This window comes from Neisseria perflava, from assembly GCF_019334725.1.
In the GTDB taxonomy this organism is placed as follows: domain Bacteria; phylum Pseudomonadota; class Gammaproteobacteria; order Burkholderiales; family Neisseriaceae; genus Neisseria; species Neisseria subflava_A.
In genome coordinates this window covers 550,052-566,939 of record NZ_CP079818.1, presented here as the reverse complement: position 1 = coordinate 566,939, position 16,888 = coordinate 550,052, and the positions used below count along the sequence as shown (strand labels likewise).

The 16,888-nt window shown below is 53.3% G+C and carries 14 protein-coding genes and 2 tRNA genes; 9 read left to right on the top strand and 7 right to left on the bottom strand.

The window, feature by feature from the left end:
- Nucleotides 1–169: 169 nt before the first annotated feature.
- Entirely contained in the window at nucleotides 170–637 is a 468-nt protein-coding gene (locus LPB400_RS02875) for a YchJ family protein (RefSeq protein ID WP_107768685.1), read from the bottom strand.
- 163 nt (nucleotides 638–800) lie between these two features.
- Here LPB400_RS02875 and LPB400_RS02870 point away from each other — a divergent pair, with 163 nt between their 5' ends.
- The 4 genes from LPB400_RS02870 to LPB400_RS02855 all read left to right on the top strand — a co-directional run bounded on the left by LPB400_RS02870 (nucleotide 801) and on the right by LPB400_RS02855 (nucleotide 4,996).
- Entirely contained in the window at nucleotides 801–1,649 is an 849-nt protein-coding gene (locus LPB400_RS02870; RefSeq protein ID WP_199901400.1) for an RnfABCDGE type electron transport complex subunit B, read from the top strand.
- A gap of 70 nt (nucleotides 1,650–1,719) precedes the next feature.
- Nucleotides 1,720–2,718 carry a BtrH N-terminal domain-containing protein gene (locus LPB400_RS02865; protein ID WP_070459631.1) on the top strand — a complete coding sequence of 333 codons (999 nt, stop codon included), beginning with the start codon at nucleotides 1,720–1,722 and terminating at the stop codon, nucleotides 2,716–2,718.
- Between the two features lie 113 nt (nucleotides 2,719–2,831).
- The gene (locus LPB400_RS02860) at nucleotides 2,832–3,746 is read left to right on the top strand and encodes an ABC transporter ATP-binding protein (RefSeq protein ID WP_070459634.1); all 915 of its coding nucleotides are present in this window, start codon (nucleotides 2,832–2,834) and stop codon (nucleotides 3,744–3,746) included.
- Nucleotides 3,743–4,996 (top strand): ABC transporter permease, encoded by a 1,254-nt coding sequence (locus tag LPB400_RS02855; RefSeq protein WP_070459637.1) that lies wholly within the window; start codon nucleotides 3,743–3,745, stop codon nucleotides 4,994–4,996. The genes LPB400_RS02860 and LPB400_RS02855 overlap by 4 nt, the downstream gene beginning before the upstream one ends.
- Nucleotides 4,997–5,191: 195 nt before the next feature.
- Here the strand turns inward: LPB400_RS02855 and LPB400_RS02850 are convergent.
- The 5 genes from LPB400_RS02850 to glnE form a co-directional block, all read right to left on the bottom strand.
- Nucleotides 5,192–5,267, bottom strand: a tRNA-Lys gene (locus tag LPB400_RS02850).
- 59 nt (nucleotides 5,268–5,326) lie between these two features.
- A complete protein-coding gene (gene apbC, locus LPB400_RS02845) occupies nucleotides 5,327–6,406 on the bottom strand; it encodes an iron-sulfur cluster carrier protein ApbC (protein WP_070459640.1) in 1,080 nt (359 codons plus the stop codon).
- 162 nt (nucleotides 6,407–6,568) lie between these two features.
- A complete protein-coding gene (gene glyS / locus LPB400_RS02840; protein ID WP_107792157.1) occupies nucleotides 6,569–8,668 on the bottom strand; it encodes a glycine--tRNA ligase subunit beta in 2,100 nt (699 codons plus the stop codon).
- Between the two features lie 168 nt (nucleotides 8,669–8,836).
- Entirely contained in the window at nucleotides 8,837–9,931 is a 1,095-nt protein-coding gene (locus LPB400_RS02835; protein WP_107792158.1) for an FAD-dependent oxidoreductase, read from the bottom strand.
- A 268-nt stretch (nucleotides 9,932–10,199) separates the two neighbouring features.
- The gene (glnE, locus tag LPB400_RS02830; protein WP_219089327.1) at nucleotides 10,200–12,884 is read right to left on the bottom strand and encodes a bifunctional [glutamate--ammonia ligase]-adenylyl-L-tyrosine phosphorylase/[glutamate--ammonia-ligase] adenylyltransferase; all 2,685 of its coding nucleotides are present in this window, start codon (nucleotides 12,882–12,884) and stop codon (nucleotides 10,200–10,202) included.
- 127 nt (nucleotides 12,885–13,011) lie between these two features.
- Here glnE and LPB400_RS02825 point away from each other — a divergent pair, with 127 nt between their 5' ends.
- The 3 genes from LPB400_RS02825 to coaD all read left to right on the top strand — a co-directional run bounded on the left by LPB400_RS02825 (nucleotide 13,012) and on the right by coaD (nucleotide 14,757).
- Entirely contained in the window at nucleotides 13,012–13,287 is a 276-nt protein-coding gene (locus LPB400_RS02825) for an oxidative damage protection protein (RefSeq protein ID WP_070459650.1), read from the top strand.
- A 163-nt stretch (nucleotides 13,288–13,450) separates the two neighbouring features.
- Nucleotides 13,451–14,137, top strand: a complete 687-nt coding sequence (locus tag LPB400_RS02820; RefSeq protein WP_107768682.1) for a Bax inhibitor-1 family protein — start codon at nucleotides 13,451–13,453, stop codon at nucleotides 14,135–14,137.
- Between the two features lie 107 nt (nucleotides 14,138–14,244).
- Nucleotides 14,245–14,757, top strand: a complete 513-nt coding sequence (gene coaD, locus LPB400_RS02815; RefSeq protein WP_107768681.1) for a pantetheine-phosphate adenylyltransferase — start codon at nucleotides 14,245–14,247, stop codon at nucleotides 14,755–14,757.
- Nucleotides 14,758–14,804: 47 nt separating this feature from the next.
- Here coaD and LPB400_RS02810 read toward each other — a convergent pair whose 3' ends face one another.
- Complete coding sequence (locus LPB400_RS02810) at nucleotides 14,805–15,365, bottom strand: hypothetical protein (RefSeq protein ID WP_107792161.1); 561 nt, start codon at nucleotides 15,363–15,365, stop codon at nucleotides 14,805–14,807.
- A 205-nt stretch (nucleotides 15,366–15,570) separates the two neighbouring features.
- On the opposite strand from LPB400_RS02810, the gene LPB400_RS02805 reads away from it, so the two are divergent.
- Nucleotides 15,571–15,646, top strand: a tRNA-Phe gene (locus LPB400_RS02805).
- A 308-nt stretch (nucleotides 15,647–15,954) separates the two neighbouring features.
- Complete coding sequence (locus LPB400_RS02800) at nucleotides 15,955–16,863, top strand: hypothetical protein (protein WP_107792162.1); 909 nt, start codon at nucleotides 15,955–15,957, stop codon at nucleotides 16,861–16,863.
- Nucleotides 16,864–16,888 lie beyond the last annotated feature (25 nt).

The following is a 16,888-nucleotide window of genomic DNA, read 5'->3' as shown; positions in this document are numbered from 1 at the left end:
TTAATCGCTGACACAACACCGCTCTTTCATCCCTTTTGGGCGGTGCAGCAAGTAAGACGTTTTCCCGCAATGTATTGGCCATTCATACTTCTCCCTTAGTATGAATGGTTTTTTTTATCTGCAAAAACAGCTCAGGCCGTCTGAACGTTCAGACGGCCTGTTTACACTACTATTTGAAAAACTGTCCGCAACACGCCTTAAACTTTTTGCCCGAACCGCACAAACAAGGCTGTTTCATCGTCGGCAAAGCAACGGTCAGATCAATAAAGTACCAACGCCCGTCTATTTTCACGAACGCCGACAATTCATGATGGCACTCAGTTTGCCCATTCTCCTCAAAATACGCCTCAAACTCGACCAAAGCATGCAGTTTGCCAAACGGCACATGACGGATAACCTTCAATCCCGACCACTGCGTCTGCTTACTCCACGACGCCAAATCCTGCTTGTCCAACAAATTCTGCTGCGCAGGGACAGTCGTGTCCACGATATAGTCGATTTCCTGCAAAACATACGCACTGTAACGCGAACGCATCAACTCTTCCGCCTTCGAGGCCGCCGCCTCACACGCATGAAACGGTGCGCAACATTCCGTATAAACACGTCCCGACTGACAGGGACAAAGTGTAGCCGTCATTCCTAATTACCCGAATAAATCCATTTCAAAATTATAACGCAAACCCGGCTCAGGCCGTCTGAAAACGAGCGTAGCGAGTTTCGCTAAAATAAGCAAAGCGGGTTTCGCCAAAATAAACGCAACAATCTGATATAATGCGCCTTTTCGATTTTGACTATCCATGATGAACATTCCCATCCAAAGCATCAGCCGCCTGTTGCCGCAAACCCAATGTCGTGAGTGCGGCTATGAAGGCTGCCTACCCTATGCGCGCGCCCTGTCGGTAGGAGAAGCGCCGGTAAACCTGTGCGCGCCGGGTGGGGAAACCGTCATGAAAGATATTGCCGACCTGTTGGGCAAACCCTACCTCGCCCAGGCAAAAACACAAATCAAAGCCGTAGCCCTGATTGACGAGGCCGTCTGCATCGGTTGTACCGCCTGCATCCGCGCCTGCCCTGTCGATGCCATTATGGGCGCGTCCAAACTGATGCACACCGTCATCAGCGACGAATGCACCGGCTGCAGCTTGTGCGTTACCCCCTGCCCCGTCGACTGCATCGACATGGTTCCCGTATCGCAGCCCTTCCTGCCGTCCGCACGCCGTTTCAGCACCTCTGCCGAACCGCGCTTTGCCGCCGCCGAACACGCACAAAGCCGTTTCGAACGCCATACCGCGCGCAAACAGCGCGACGATGCCGAACGCAAAGCCCTGCTGGCGCAACGCGAAGCCGCCGTCAAAGCCAAACAGGCCGCACAGGCACAAACCCAAACAGCCGCACCAAGCGCCGCATTCAACCCCATGGATTTGATTGCCAAAGCCATGGCAAAAGCGCAATCGCAACAGGACAAACTCGTCTCCTCCGACAACCGCGAAGACTTCAAAGCGCGCCAAATCGAAGAAGCCAAAGAACGCGCCGAACTGCGCCGCGCCCAACGTGATGCCAAATACGGCAACGAAGCCGAAAAAGCCGCCGCCATCGAATTTCTGCGCCGCCACAAAGCCGAGCAGGAAGCGTCCAAAGAAGCGCGCTGATTTCCAAAACAACAAACCATTCCGACCGCTTCAGGCCGTCTGAAAACATTGCACGAAAACCAATAACTTTATGACCATACAAGAATTTCCACACCAGCATACCGCCCATTGCGAAAGCGGTGTGATGTCCACCCTGCTCAAATACCATGGCCACAATTTAGACGAAGCCATGATTTTCGGCATTGCCCACGCACTGACGTTTGTCTGGATGCCGCTGATCAAATTAAACGGCATGCCGCTGGTTTCCTACCGTACCGCGCCGCGCAGCATCATCAAAAACACCTGCAAAGCATTGGGGCTGAAATTATCCGTCCGCAAATTTTCCGACGCACAAAGCGGACAAGCCGCATTGGATGCCGCGCTGTCCTCAGGCAAGCTGGCAGGTTTGCAAACCTCCGTCTTCTGGCTGCCCTACTTCCCGCCGCAAATGCGCTTCCATTTCAACGCACACAATCTTTTAGTGTACGGCAAAGACGGCAACGACTACCTCATCAGCGACCCCGTATTTGAAACCGTACAACGCTGCGCTGCCGAAGATTTGCAGCGTGCACGCTTTGTCAAAGGCGTATTGGCGGCAAAAGGCATGATGTACACCTTGGAAGACAACAGGCCGTCTGAAAAAATCATGGCAGACTTGCCCGCCATTATCCGCAAGGCCATACGCAAAAACGCCAAACATATGCTCGCGCCAGTCTTTTTCATCGGCGTAAAAGGCATCCGTACGCTGGCCAAAAAAATCGAATCCCTGCCTGCCAAACAAAATGACAAATACCAAAAACTGTTTCTCGGCCATTTGGTGCGGATGCAGGAAGAAATCGGTACCGGCGGCGCAGGTTTCCGCTATATCTACGCCTACTTCCTCGAACAAGCCGCCCATATCTGCAACGAACCTGCATTTCAGACGGCCTCGGAACAAATGACCTCCATCGGCGACCAATGGCGTCAATTCGCAGCCATGTGCGTGAAGCAGTGCAAAAAGCCGTCTGAAAACGGCTGCCGCAACATCGCTGAATTTCTGCGCAAAATTGCGGATGATGAAGAAGCGTTATGGCGGGGATTATTGAAATAATGGGGTTATGCGGTAGCGAGAAATTTTCTGTGCCCGTTTGTACACAGATGACCTAATGCCGCCTTTGTCAATGATTTCACTATGCTCCATCCATACTAAGGCCGTCTGAAACCATGATTCACATCCAATCCCTCTCCCACCGTTATCCCAAAGCCGAAATTGCCGCGCTGGACAATGTGTCGTTCGATATTGCCGACGGCGAATGTTTGGGGCTGCTCGGTCACAACGGTGCGGGGAAAACGACGCTGATGTCGCTTTTGGCAGGCTTGCAGGAAGTACGGCAGGGCGAAATTTTGTTTGACGGCAAGCCGTTGCGCCTATTAAGCCGCAGCGAGCGGCAGAAAATCGGTTTGGTGCCGCAGGATTTCGCGTTTTATCCGCAGCTTTCGGTGTGGGACAACCTGCTGTTTTTCGCCTCGCTTTACAAAGTGCGCGACAAAGGCCGTCTGAACGCGCTGTTGGAACAGACCGACCTGACCGCCCACAAAAACAAGGCGGCAAAGCATCTTTCGGGCGGGCTTAAACGTCGTCTGAATTTTGCCATCGGTCTGATTAACACGCCGCAACTGGTGTTCCTCGACGAAATCACGGTTGGCATCGACCCGCAGTCGCGCCGCTTTATCCTCGACAGCGTGGCGGATTTGACGCGGCAGGGGGTAACGGTGGTTTACACCTCGCACTATCTGTCGGAAATCGAGCAGCTTTGCGGCAAAATCGCGCTGCTGCAACACGGCAAACTGGTGTACCACGGCGGTTTGGACGAGCTTCTAAGCACGCAAACCGGTGTCGTGCGTTTTACCGTCGAACCGCCACTGCCGCCTCAAACGCTAGCCGCTTTGGGTGCAAAGCAAGTGGACAGCCGCGGCATGATGGAAACGGCGCACGATGCCGCCGCCGTTTACGCCGCCCTGCAACAAAGCGGCGCGCAAATCCGCTACTTCCAGCAGGGACACGGTTCGCTAGAAACGTTTTACCTTGATTTCCTGCGCAAAGACGAACCGGCAACAGATAAGCAAAATCCACAATGACGATTTCCTCCCTCCTCAAAGAACTCAAACTGCTCTGCCGCGACCTGCACGGTTTGGCCGTGTTGTTTGTGATGCCCATCGCCTTCATGCTGATTATGTCGTTGGCGCTGAGCCGCGACCAAGATCCGCACAACGACAGCCGCATCGCGCTGGTTGGCGTAGCAAACGACAGTATCAATACCGCGCTGGCCGCCGCGCTGGAGAAAGAACAAATCCATGTCACACTGATGCCGTCTGAAAAACTGACCGACGCGCAAAACGGCCTACACGACAAACGTTTCCAACTGGTGCTGCACAACCCGAACCCCGCTTCCGGCAAAATCGCCGACGACAAAGCCCTGCAAATCTATGTACCGCCCGATACCGAGCCTTCATGGCTGGCGGCTGTCAAAGGCGTTTTGCAGCAGCACTACACTGAAACGCGGCTGGACACTTATTTCGACAACAACGACGGCATCAAAATCGACAATAAAAAACTGCCCCGCGCCATCCGCAAAGACATCCAGAAAAAAGTGGATGAAAAAAACGACGAACAATTTGCCGCCGTGCGCAGCTTTTTAGATAAGAAAATGCTGGAAGAGCATTACCTGAGCGCAGGCAGCGGCACAGTGGAAAAACCCAACGCCGTACAGCACAGCGTCCCCGCATGGCTGATTTTCGGTATGTTTTTCATTATGATACCGCTATCGAACGTCATGGCGCTGGAACGCCAGAACAACACCATTACCCGCTTACGTCTCGCCCGCGCCTCCGCATCCGGCCTGATTGCTGCGAAACTTATCCCCTATTTCCTGATTAACCAGCTTCAGTTTGTCGGAATGCTGTTGCTCGGCCGCTACCTGCTGCCCGAAATCGGCGTGCCCGCCCTCATACTCAACGGCAGCCTTGTTCCCTACGCGCTACTGTCCGCCGCCGTCAGCGCCGCCGCACTCGGCTACGCGCTGTTAATCAGCGTCTGCGCCAAATCCACCGAACATGCCGTCGTCCTCGGCGGCGGCGGCATCATCCTGATGGCGGCAATCGGCGGCATTATGGTACCCGCCCACGTCATGCCCGAAACCATGCAGCAACTCACTTGGATTTCCCCGATGGCTTGGGGCTTGAAGGCTTTTCAGGAATTGCTGCTCAACCGCAGCGGACTGGACGGAATCGGCCGTTATCTGCTTTTATTGTCTGCATTCTCTTTTGCCACGCTGACTGCTGCCGTATTGGTTTATCGTAGGCAGTTGCAGACGCAGGTAAGGTTTTAAACGTTTGTCTGCCCTAAGTAGAAAGCTTATTTCTCAAAAACATTCCTATAAAAAACTTCAGGCCGTCTGAAAGATATTTTCAGACGGCCTGATGCTTGATGCGCTATGGATTGTCTCAATAATAAAATATGCTCAATAAAATCCCAAAATCCAAACGTAAAAAAACCTACTTTTTTCAAAGTAGGTTTTCATATTTGGTGGGTCGTGAGCGATTCGAACGCTCGACCAACGGATTAAAAGTCCGCTGCTCTACCGACTGAGCTAACGACCCGATAAGCTGTGCATTATAGAGATGGGGTACACAGCTGTCAACACCTTTTTTAAATTTTTTTATTCGACAACGATTTTCGGGAAGCGGCTGCTGAAGTCTTTACCTTTATCGGCAATGGCCAGTGCAATTTGGAAGGCGGCTTCGGTGTAGATGTCGGCGATGGTTTGGTTGTTTTCAAACAAGGCCGAAGATGTGCCGCTATCCATAGCTTCGCGTACAGGCAGGCTTAATGGAAGTTGGCCAAGCAACGGTACATTCAAACGCTCTGCCAAGTTTTTGCCGCCTTCTGCGCCGAAGATTGCTTCGGCATGGCCGCAGTTGGTGCAAATATGGACAGACATGTTTTCTAAAACGCCCAAAATCGGGATATTGACTTTGTTGAACATATCCACGGCTTTGCGTGCATCAATCAGGGCGATGTCTTGTGGCGTGGTGACGACAACGGAGCCGGTCACGGGGATTTTTTGCGACAGGGTCAATTGGATATCGCCGGTACCGGGCGGCAGGTCGATGAAGAGATAATCGACATTGTCCCACTCGCTTTGGAACATAAGCTGTTGCAAGGCTTGGCTGACCATCGGGCCGCGCCAAACGACGGCTTGGTCGGTATCGACCAGGAAACCGATGGACATCACTTGAATGCCGCTTTCGGCTTCAACGGGAATGAGTTTTTTGTTTTGTTGGTCGGGTTTGCGGTCTTGTACGCCGAGCATGGTGGGCTGGCTTGGGCCGTACAGGTCGGCATCGAGTACGCCGACGCGCGCGCCCATTCTGGCCATTGCGGTGGCAAGGTTGGCTGTGGTCGTTGATTTGCCGACGCCGCCTTTGCCCGATGCAACGGCGATAATGTTTTTCACGCCTTTGATGGTTGCTACGCCGGGTTGAACTTTATGCGTACCGATTTCGGTATCGATACTCAAGTGAATGTGGGTATCGCCGGTATGCGAAATGACGGCTTCTTGAACGGCATTGGCAATGTCTGCGGCAATATGGGCAACTGGGAACGCGAATTTCAGGCCGATATGCAGGCCGTCTGAACGCTCTTCAAGGAGTGTAACGGCTTTTTCGCTGCCTAAGGTGCGCATTGTGTGGGGAATCAATACGGCATCGAGTGCGGTTCGGATGGCTGGGATATTCATAATCTGCCTCTTGAATGTGGGAAATTGTTTATGTGCGCGATTTGTCGTGCGACAAATCTGCCGAATTATACCCTTGAACGCCATGCAAGGGATACGCCCGAAAAACTTCAGGCTGCCTGAATCATCGGGCAGCCTGAAAAAAGGGTCAACTGAAACGCGGCCTTATTCGCTCAAGAGCGCAATGTCGGCAACTGCGTTCATTTGTTCTGCCAAGCGGTTCAACAGGTTCAAACGGTTTTGCTTCACGGCGGCATCTTCAGCCATTACCATCACGCCGTCGAAGAATGCATCGACTTGCGGTTTGACGGAAGCCAGCTCGGACAAAGCAGTTTGGAAATTGCCTTCGGCAACAGCGGCAGAGATTTTCGGCTGCAAACCTTGAGCAGCGGCGTACAAGGCTTTTTCTTCGTCCTGTTGCAGCAGGCTTTCGTTAACCGCGCCCAACTCGGCATCGGCTTTTTTCAGCAGGTTTTGTACGCGTTTGTTGGCAGCGGCGAGCGCGGCAGCTTCGGGCAACTGTTTGAACGCGGCAACGGCCTGCAGTTTGGCCACTACGTCGTCCAAACGGCGCGGCTGTTTCGCCAATACGGCGGCAACGATGTCTTGCGGATAATCGTTTTGTAGCAACACGGCCAAACGCGCCTGCATGAAGTCGGCGGTTTCAGACGGCGTTTTCTCGTTGAGCAAACCTTGCGGGAAGCTGTCAAAGGCCGTCTGAATCAGTTCGTTTACGTCCAAACCGTATTGCATCAGCATACGCAAAATACCCAATGCGGAGCGGCGCAGGGCGTATGGGTCTTTGTCGCCGGTCGGAATCAGGCCGATACCCCAAATGCCGACCAAGGTTTCCAGTTTGTCGGCCAAAGCAACGGCGGTTGCCACTTTGCCCTCTGGCAGGTTGTCGCCGGCAAAGCGCGGTTGGTAGTGTTGCTCGATGGCTTCGGCGATTTCTTCGGTTTCACCGTCCAAGCGGGCGTAGTATTTGCCCATCGTGCCTTGCAATTCGGGGAACTCGCCGACCATTTCGGTCACCAAGTCTGCTTTGGCCAAACGTGCGGCGCGCTCGGCTGCGGCAGCATCCGCGCCCAACGCTTTGGCGATATGGGCGGCAATGCTTTGCAGACGCTCGATACGCTCGGCTTGCGAACCGATTTTGTTGTGGTAAACCACGCTGGACAATTTCGGCAGACGGCTTTCCAAAGTCGCTTTTTGGTCTTGTTTGTAGAAGAACTCGGCATCAGACAGGCGCGCGCGCAAGACGCGTTCGTTACCTTGGATGATGTGTGACGGGTCTTCGGTTTGCAGGTTGGACACCAGCAGGAAGCGGTTCATCAGCTTGCCGTTTTGGTCGAGCAGCGGGAAGTATTTTTGGTTTTGCTGCATGGTCAGAATCAGGCATTCTTGCGGCACGGCGAGGAAGTGTTCTTCAAAACCGGCTTCCAATACCACAGGCCATTCGACCAATGCAGTCACTTCGTCCAACAATGCTTCATCGGCGGCAACAGTCGCGTTCAGACGGCCTGCCTGCTCGTTCAAGGCCGTCTGAATGGCGGCTTTACGTTCGGCAAACGAGGCTTCTACTTTGCCTTGCTCGCGCATTTGTGCGGCGTAGCTGTCGGCATTTTTGATGGTGATTTCGCCGCTGGAAAGGAAGCGGTGACCCAATGTTTTGTTGCCGCTTTGCAGACCCAAAACGCTGACGTTTACGATGTCGCCGCTGTGCAGCACGATCAGGCTGTGTACAGGGCGCACGAAGGTAAATGTGCTGCTGCCCCAACGCATGACTTTAGGAATCGGCAATTTTTTCACTGCGGCATTGATGATGTCTTCCAAGAGCTCGCCCAGCGGTTTGCCGGTTTGGACGTATTCGTAGGCGTACACGTCTTGCTTGCCGTCGTTGATGATGGTCAGGTCTTCGATTTTCGCACCCGCACCGCGCGCAAAACCTTCCAAAGCCTTAGTCGGCGCACCGTCTTTCATGGCATTTGCCACGGCCGGGCCCTTTTTCACGATTTTTTGATCGGCTTGGACGGCTTTCACGTTTTTGACTTGAACAGCCAAACGGCGCGGAGAAGCGTAGGCAGTGTATTTTTCCTCAGTTAATTCAAGCAGTTCCATTACACCTATCTGATCACTATCAATCAGTTGAGCTTTTTCCAAGCCTTCGGCAATGGAAGCGGCAAAATGGTTGCCCAGATTATTGAGGGCTTTTGGCGGGAGTTCTTCAGTGAGAAGTTCGATTAAGAGGGTTTGGGTTGTCATGTGCTTATCGTTAAATAGGAAATTGGTTTGGCGTCTGAAAACGGCATCATGCGGTTTTCAGACGCAAGGTTAATTGAATTGACGGCGATTTTATCATTTTCAGACGGCCTGTGGCTGTCTTTCACAAACAATTTGCCCGATTTTCAAGCAACTTCGTCCGCAACGGCTTCAATTTGCGGCGCGGATATACGGCAAACCACTGGTTTCGTCGTATTCGGGAATGTCGCTTCCGGCAAACAGCGCACCGGCCAAACGTACAGCCGCGCCGGTAACGGCAGGAGAAATCATAAAACCGTGGCGGAACAGGCCGTTGACTTCAATCAGGCGGCGTTCGCGGTTGAAGCGGATTTCGGGGTTGTGGTGGTTTAAAGTCGGGCGCAGGCCGGTGGCCAGTTCCAAAAGGTTTGCCTCGCCAAATGCCGGATGCACGGCATACAGCGCGGACAAAAGTTCCAAACCGGAACGCACGCTGGCCGGCGCTTGGCTTTCGCTTTCGATTTGGGTCGCACCAATCACAAAAATATGGTTTTCCTTCGGCGCGATATACAAAGGATAGCGCGGATGCAGCAGGCGCACGGGGCGGGACAGCTCAATTTCGGGTGCGTAAACGCGCGCCACTTCGCCGCGTATGCCGCGCAATTGGCTTTCAGACGGCCTGTTCCACGCGCTCTTTGCACCATAACCGCGGCAGTCGATGACCCAATCGTATTGCGCCGCAAAATCTTCGACTTCGCGTTCGTACGACCAATGGCACGCTACATTCATTGACTCCAAAGCATCGGCCAGCGCATTCAATACCTGCCGTCCGTCCAACTGCCCTTCTGTCGGCAGATACAGGCCGTCTGAAAACCTCCCTGCCAGTTGCGGCTCGTTTGCTGCGATTTCATCCGCGTTCCAACGTATGGTTTCATATTCCGCCACACCGCCGCGCTTCAAATGACGGGCAAACTCGGCGGAAAGCGGCTTGTCCTGCGTGTGCCAGACAATCAGACTACCGTTTTCCTGCATCATCACCGGCGTATTCAGACGGCCGACAATAGCGCGCCAAAGCGCAATGCTTTGTTTGCCTAAACGGATGACTTCGGGCGTTGCCTCCACCGCTTCGGCAGACGGCGCTAACATGGCGGCGGCAACATAGGCTGCGGCTTGTGCGCCGTTACGTTCGCCTTTCTCAAACAACTCTACCGCCACACCCTGCTCCGCCAATTGGAACGCAATAAGGCGACCGGAAAGGCCGCCGCCGAGTACCGCAATCTTAGACATCAGTTTCTCCTTGTTTTTAATATGAAAATGAGCTGCATATTTTAGAACTTGTTTTGCTGTATCACAATATCTACAGAAAATGAGAACAGCTTTTGCAGATCATACTTGGGCTGAATCAGTAATACGTAAACAAAAACTTCCCTCAAGCTGCCAATCAGCTTTTATAAAAATATCTTCCTTACATAAAACCTACTATTTAGAGTGAATTTGTCCTGGCAGTAAATTATGTTGCTGTATAGGGCTTTTGACGCTGAATACGTCCGCCTGCTTATCCGAACTTCACTTCTACTCCGAATACTTCCTGCCATAGTTTTCGCACATTGCCGTAGTGGGTCAGCAATTCGTCCGTTACTTCGGTTTTTTTGGCATCGCGCAGTTTGGCGTTGTGTTGCTGCTGGCGGTAGTAGCGGTAGGCGGTGCGGCTTTGTTCGGCGAGGGTTTTGTCGATGAGGCCGCAGTCGGCGGCGATGTTTAAGAGGGCGATGTTGCCGTAGTTGTCGAGGAGTTGCGGATACCGTCGGGCATGGGCAAGGATGAGGTATTGGACGATAAATTCGACGTCGACCACGCCGCCGCGCGCGTATTTGACGTTGCTGTCAACCGGCGGATGGGTGGGGAACATTTTTTCGCGCATTTCGATGATTTCGCCTGCCAAGGCGGTTTGGTCGCGTTCGGCGGTGAGGATTTCGGTGCGGATGCGGTCGAAGGCCGTCTGAACATCAGGCGTACCGCAGATAAAACGGGCGCGGGTAAGGGATTGGTGTTCCCACGTCCAGGCGTTTTCGCGCTGGTATTTTTCAAAGGCGGCGATGCTGTGGGCGAGGAAACCAGCGTCGCCGTTGGGGCGCAGGCGCAGGTCGGTTTCGTAGAGGCTGCCTGCGCCGGTGGCGGCGGAAAGCCAGTTGGTCAGCCGGCGAGCAAGGCGGCTGTAAACGTCGCCTGCGTCGGAATGAGGGTCGTCGTAAAGATAGACCAAGTCGAGGTCGGAGGAATAGCTGAGCTCTTTACCGCCCAGTTTGCCGTAACCGATGATGGCAAATTGCGGCGTGTCTCGGTGTTTTTTGGGCATATCCGCCCACGCACACGACACGGCGGCGGCGAGGATGGTGTCGGCGAGGGCGGAAAGTTGGTCGGAGAGGGATTCTACCGTCCACAGTCCGGCGAGGTCTTGGACGGCGAGGCGGAAGACTTGGGCGTGCTGGAAGCGGCGCAGGGTGTCCATTTGCGCTTCGGTGTCGCCGCCGCAGGCTTTGATGTCGTCTGAAAGGGCGGCGGCAAGGGCTTGCCAGTCGAACGCGGTATCCAAAAGCTGCGCGCTGATGAGTTCGTCCAGCAGAATTGGGTATTTGCTCAGATACGCCGCCACCCATGAGCTTTGGCTCATAATCTGCGCCAGTTGCGCCAGGGTTTGCGGATGTTCGTTGAGGAAGGCGAGATAGGCGGAGCGGCGGCTGATGTTTTCGAGGAAGTCAAACAGCCGCATTAATGTATCGGTCGGGTTGGGTTGCTCGGCCGCTGCCTGCACGAACAGCGGCACAATCGCGTCGAAACGCGGCTGGGCGTGTGCGGAAAGGTGGCGGTATTTATGGCCGTACCGGATTTGGTCTAGCCTTGCGGCGATGGTTTCGGCATCAAACCCATATTCTTTCAGACGGCCTAGCCGCTCTTCTTCGTCGGGTTTATCCTGCCATGCCCATTGCCATTCGCTGTTGTCGGGAGTTTGCTCTTCGGGTTCGCTTAAAATTTCGTTGAACAACTGATTGACCTTGGTGCGGTGAATGTTGAGGTCGTCTGAAAAGGCGGCGTAGCTGTCGAAACCCATGCTTTCGGCGAGCAGTTGTTGCTGTTCGGGCGAGGTGGGCAGGGTTTGGGTTTGCTGGTCGTCCCAGTATTGCAGGCGGTGTTCGACGTCGCGCAGGAAGCGGTAGGCGGCAAGCAGGGTTTCGACGTTTTCAGACGGCATGATGCCCAGCTCGGCAAGTTTCTTCAGCGTTTCCTGCGTGCCTTTCAGTTGCAGCGCGCGCATTTGCCCGCCGCGTATCATCTGGAAAATCTGGGCGATAAATTCGACTTCGCGGATGCCGCCCGCGCCGAGTTTGATGTTGTCCGCCATGCCTTTTTTGCTGACTTCGCTGCGGATTTGGCGGTGCAGGTTGCGCATTGCTTCATATGCGCTGTAATCCAGATATTTGCGGAACACAAAGGGGCGCACCAACGCTTTGATGTCGTTCGGATACGGCGTAACCACGCGGCCTTTGCACCACGCATAGCGTTCCCATTCGCGCCCCTGCGTGATCAGGTATTGCTCCAGCGCGGTTTCGCTCAATACCAGCGCGCCCGAATCGCCGTCTGGCCGCAGCCGCATATCGACGCGGAACACCTGCCCGTCGGCGGTAATGTCGTTCAGCAGCGCAATTAGTTTCTGCCCGACTTTGGTGAAAAACTCTTGATTGCCGCGTTCGCGCCTGCCGTCCGTATCGCCCGATTCGGGATAGATGAAAATCAAATCGATGTCGGAAGACACGTTCAGCTCATAGCCGCCCGCCTTGCCCATTGCCACCACGCTCAAATGTTGTGGCGATTTCGTATAACGCCCGATCGGCGTGCCGTACATGTCCTGATAATAGGCGTAGGAAAAGTTCAACGCGGTATTGACGGCAAAATCGGCAAACAGCGTAATTGTGCGGGTTACTTCGTTCAAATCACTGATGCGGTTGATATCGCGCACGATAATCTGCGACACGACATAACGGCGCAACTCGCGCAACTGCCGCGCTAATTCTTCCTCGTTTTCTTCCGCACGGATTTTGTCCCAATCGGCAAAAGCTTGAAAATCAGCTTCGGTCAACGCCTTGTCCAGCATAGGCAGGAAAATTTCGGGCTTGAGTTTGCCGGAATCAAGATTACGGGCGAGAAAAAGGGAATAACGGCGGGCAGTATCAAGGCGGTTCATAATCTTTGCCTGAATAAACAGAAAAGACCATCATAGCAAGCTTTCAGGCCGTCTGAAAGCCACGCTTTCCCCTATCCGTGCAATCGGCTAAAATACCAACTTTGCAACCCATCATAAGGAAACCGCCATGACCCGTATGGTTCACTGCGTCAAACTCGGCAAAGAAGCCGAAGGCATGAAATTTCCGCCGCTGCCCAACGAACTGGGCAAACGCATCTTCGAAAACGTTTCCCAAGAAGCATGGATAGCTTGGACCCGCCACCAAACCATGCTGATCAACGAAAACCGTCTAAGCCTTGCCGATCCGCGCGCACGCGAATACCTCGCCCAGCAGATGGAACAATACTTCTTCGGCGACGGAGCAGATGCCGTACAAGGCTACGTTCCGCAAGAGCCTAAATAAGCATTGAAAAGCCAAGGCCGTCTGAAACCCGATTTTCAGACGGCCTTTAAAATTCCCGATTGCCCCGCATATTAGGCAAATAGAACAGATAAATCATACAAACCCATGATTCTCTGTTAGAATCCAAATTTCATTTATTTCAATCCACACTGGAGCAAACGCCATGCAAAACGACGTTTACGACTATACCTCGCAAGGCTCGGTTGCCAAAAACACCGTCCTGCAAAAAACCTACCGCCTGCTCGGCCTGTCTTTCATTCCTGCCATTGCCGGCGCATTCTTTTCCGCCAAAACAGGCTTTAACATTTTCGCCATGTTCGGTTCATACTATGTTGCCCTGGCCGCCTTCTTCGGCTTTTTCTACGGCATGACCTTCCTGATTGAGAAAAACCGTTACAGCAACGTCGGCGTAGCCCTGTTGATGATCTTCACTTTCGGCATGGGCCTTGCCATCAGCCCTATGTTGCAATACGCACTGTCTATTAACAACGGCGCGCAAATCGTCGGTACGGCCGCCGCCATGACCGCCGGCGTATTCTTCACCATGTCCGCCATGGCACGCCGCACCACAATGAACATGAACAAACTCGGCAGCTTCCTCGGCGCCGGTGCGATCGTGCTCATGATTGCCGTTGTGGCCAACATCTTCCTCAACATCCCTGCCCTGAGCCTGACCATCGCGGCCGGCTTCGTTGTCTTCAGTTCCCTGATGATTATGTGGCAGGTGCGTGCCGTTATTGACGGCGGCGAAGACAGCCACATCAGCGCGGCGCTGACCATCTTCATCTCCATCTACAACATTTTCAGCAGCCTCTTGAGAATCCTCATCTCTATTAGTGGTGACGACTGATAAAGCCGCAAAGGCCGTCTGAAATTTCAGACGGCCTTTTTGATTTTTGACATCACCAGCAAACTCCCCTATCCTGAACGCCACACAAACCCCATTCCCAACCCAAAATGACCACGACCACTCCGCGCCGTGCCGTGTACGCAGGCAGCTTCGACCCTCCCACCCTCGGCCACCTGTGGATGATACAGGAAGCCCAGTCCCTCTTTGACGAACTCATCGTCGCCATCGGCACCAATCCCGAAAAGCGCAGCACCTACACCATAGAAGAACGCTGCGCCATGCTCGATGCCATTACCCACCCCTTCCCCAACGTCCGCATCAGCGTGTTTGAAAACCGCTTTTTGGTCGATTACGCCCGCGAAGCCAAAGCCAATTTTATCGTCCGCGGCATCCGTTCCGCCGCCGACTACGAATACGAACGCTCGATGCGCTACATCAACAGCGACATCGCCCCCGAAATCTCCACCGTCTTCCTAATGCCGCCGCGCGAAATAGCCGAAGTGTCCTCCACCATGGTCAAAGGCCTGGTCGGCCCACAAGGCTGGCGCGATATGATAGGCCGCTACCTCCCCGACCCCGTCTATCAAAAAATTCTGCAAGACCACGAAACAAACACATAAAACAAAGGCCGTCTGAACATTTCAGACGGCCTTCCAATTTTCATTGATTATTTACGGGCAGACGTCAACGCCTGCAGGTTTTGATTCAACGTTTCCATATCCAACCAACCGGCGGCAATAAACAGCATCAAAATCACCGTACCCACACACAACACGCCGAAACCATACAACAGATAGCCCACCAAAACACGGCCTACCGTCGCATTCCCCATCCACATCAAACCGCGTACCTGCACCACAAACACCCAAGCCTGCCACAACAGCGCAAACACAGCCAACGCCGGCACATACAACACCAGCAACAGCGGCAGCAGCAAAGCCTCAGACACCAAAATAAAGCCCCACAAAGGCAGCCGGGGCGCACCGTAATAATGCAGCACCTTGCGCATCGAGCGGCTCAGCACCAACCATTTCACAATCACCAAAATTACCGACAGGCACACCGCCGCCGCGCCACTGCCAAACAAAGGCGACATGCTGGCCGCGTTCACCACACCCAACAGCAGCAGCACCGCCGCCATCACCAAAGGCGAATACAAATACGTCTCCGGCGAACGATAGCGCAAACGCAAAACATCCCACATATCACGAACAAACACATACAGCATGGCATAAATCCAAAGCAAAAAAGCCGATTGTATCTTAGGCCGTCTGAAAATCAAACCGGTAAACCTAAAAACCGCCAATTAAAACGAAAAAATAATTCAATACAAAACAAAATCTTAATTTACCGCCTCAAAAATAAAGCCTGCAAACGCTTGCACAAGACAACGAAATTTGGTTTAATTCACATCTCGCAACGAAATACGCGAAGGCCAGATAGCTCAGTTGGTAGAGCAACGGATTGAAAATCCGTGTGTCGGCGGTTCGATTCCGCCTCTGGCCACCACCAACCGCCTTGAAGCGGTTATTTTTTTATCTATACGATTTGCACGCCATACTTAGCGCAAATCCTGCTCCAGACCATGCGTCCCGATTTCCACACAAGGCCGTCTGAAAAATTTCAGACGGCCGTTGTTCATGTTGGCATGGCATAAAAATCCGCTTTACCGCCCCATTCCGACAGAATACGGCGCTTCCATCCAAATCGGCTGAAACCTTCGCGAACATACTGAATATGAATAAAGTTCAAGGCAGGTTGGTTTACTATATAATACTGTCCAAACCAACCATAACTTACTCATTGCAGGGAAGATAATGAAAAAAGTGCTGATTGTGCATTACTCGCAAACGGGGCAGCTCTCGAGCCTGGCGCGAAATTTTGCCGCGCCGTTGCAAACAGCCGGCATACAGGTCGATTGCGTCAATATCGTACCGAAGCAGGCGTTTCCGTTTCCGTGGCCGTTTTGGCGTTTTTTCGATACCTTTCCTGAAACAGTCCATTTAAAACCCGCCCCGATTCTGCCGCCGCAAATCCCATCCGAAGATTACGATGTGGTGGTCATTGCCTACACTGTTTGGTTCCTCTCCCCTTCGCAACCGATGACCGCCTTTTTGCAACGCGAAGAAACGCGCCGCCTGCTGGACGGTAAACCGGTCATCACGCTTATCGGCTGCCGCAATATGTGGCTGGGCGCGCAGGAAAAAATGAAATCTTTGCTGAAACAAAACGGCGCAAAACTCATCGGCAACATCGTAAAAATCGATGATTGCAACAGCGCGGCAAGTTTCATTACCACGCCCGCATGGATGCTGACCGGCGACAAACGCTATTTCCGCTCCCTGCCCTCTGCCGGCATTGCTGAAGAAGAATTGGCGGATGCGGCGCGGTTTGGTACGAAATTGTGCGATACACTATTGAACCAACAGCCTTTGGACGAAACCCTGTTTCAAAACATGGGCGCGGCGACAGTGAATGAAAAACTGATTTTCAGCGAACGTGCCGCCGGCCGCAGCTTCTTCGTCTGGGGCAGGCTTTTGATGGCGGCAGGCAGGATTTCTCCGCTCTTGCGCCGTGCCTTGTTGTGCTTCTACATCGTCTTTTTATTGGCGATGATTTTGGTGGTTTTACCCATCAGTGTAATTTTGAAAAAACTGCTGCATCCGCTGCTCAAAGGCCGTCTGAAAAAGCTGGCGGATTATTATGAACAACCGTCAGGCAGATAATCTGTTTCAGACGGCCTCAAACCAG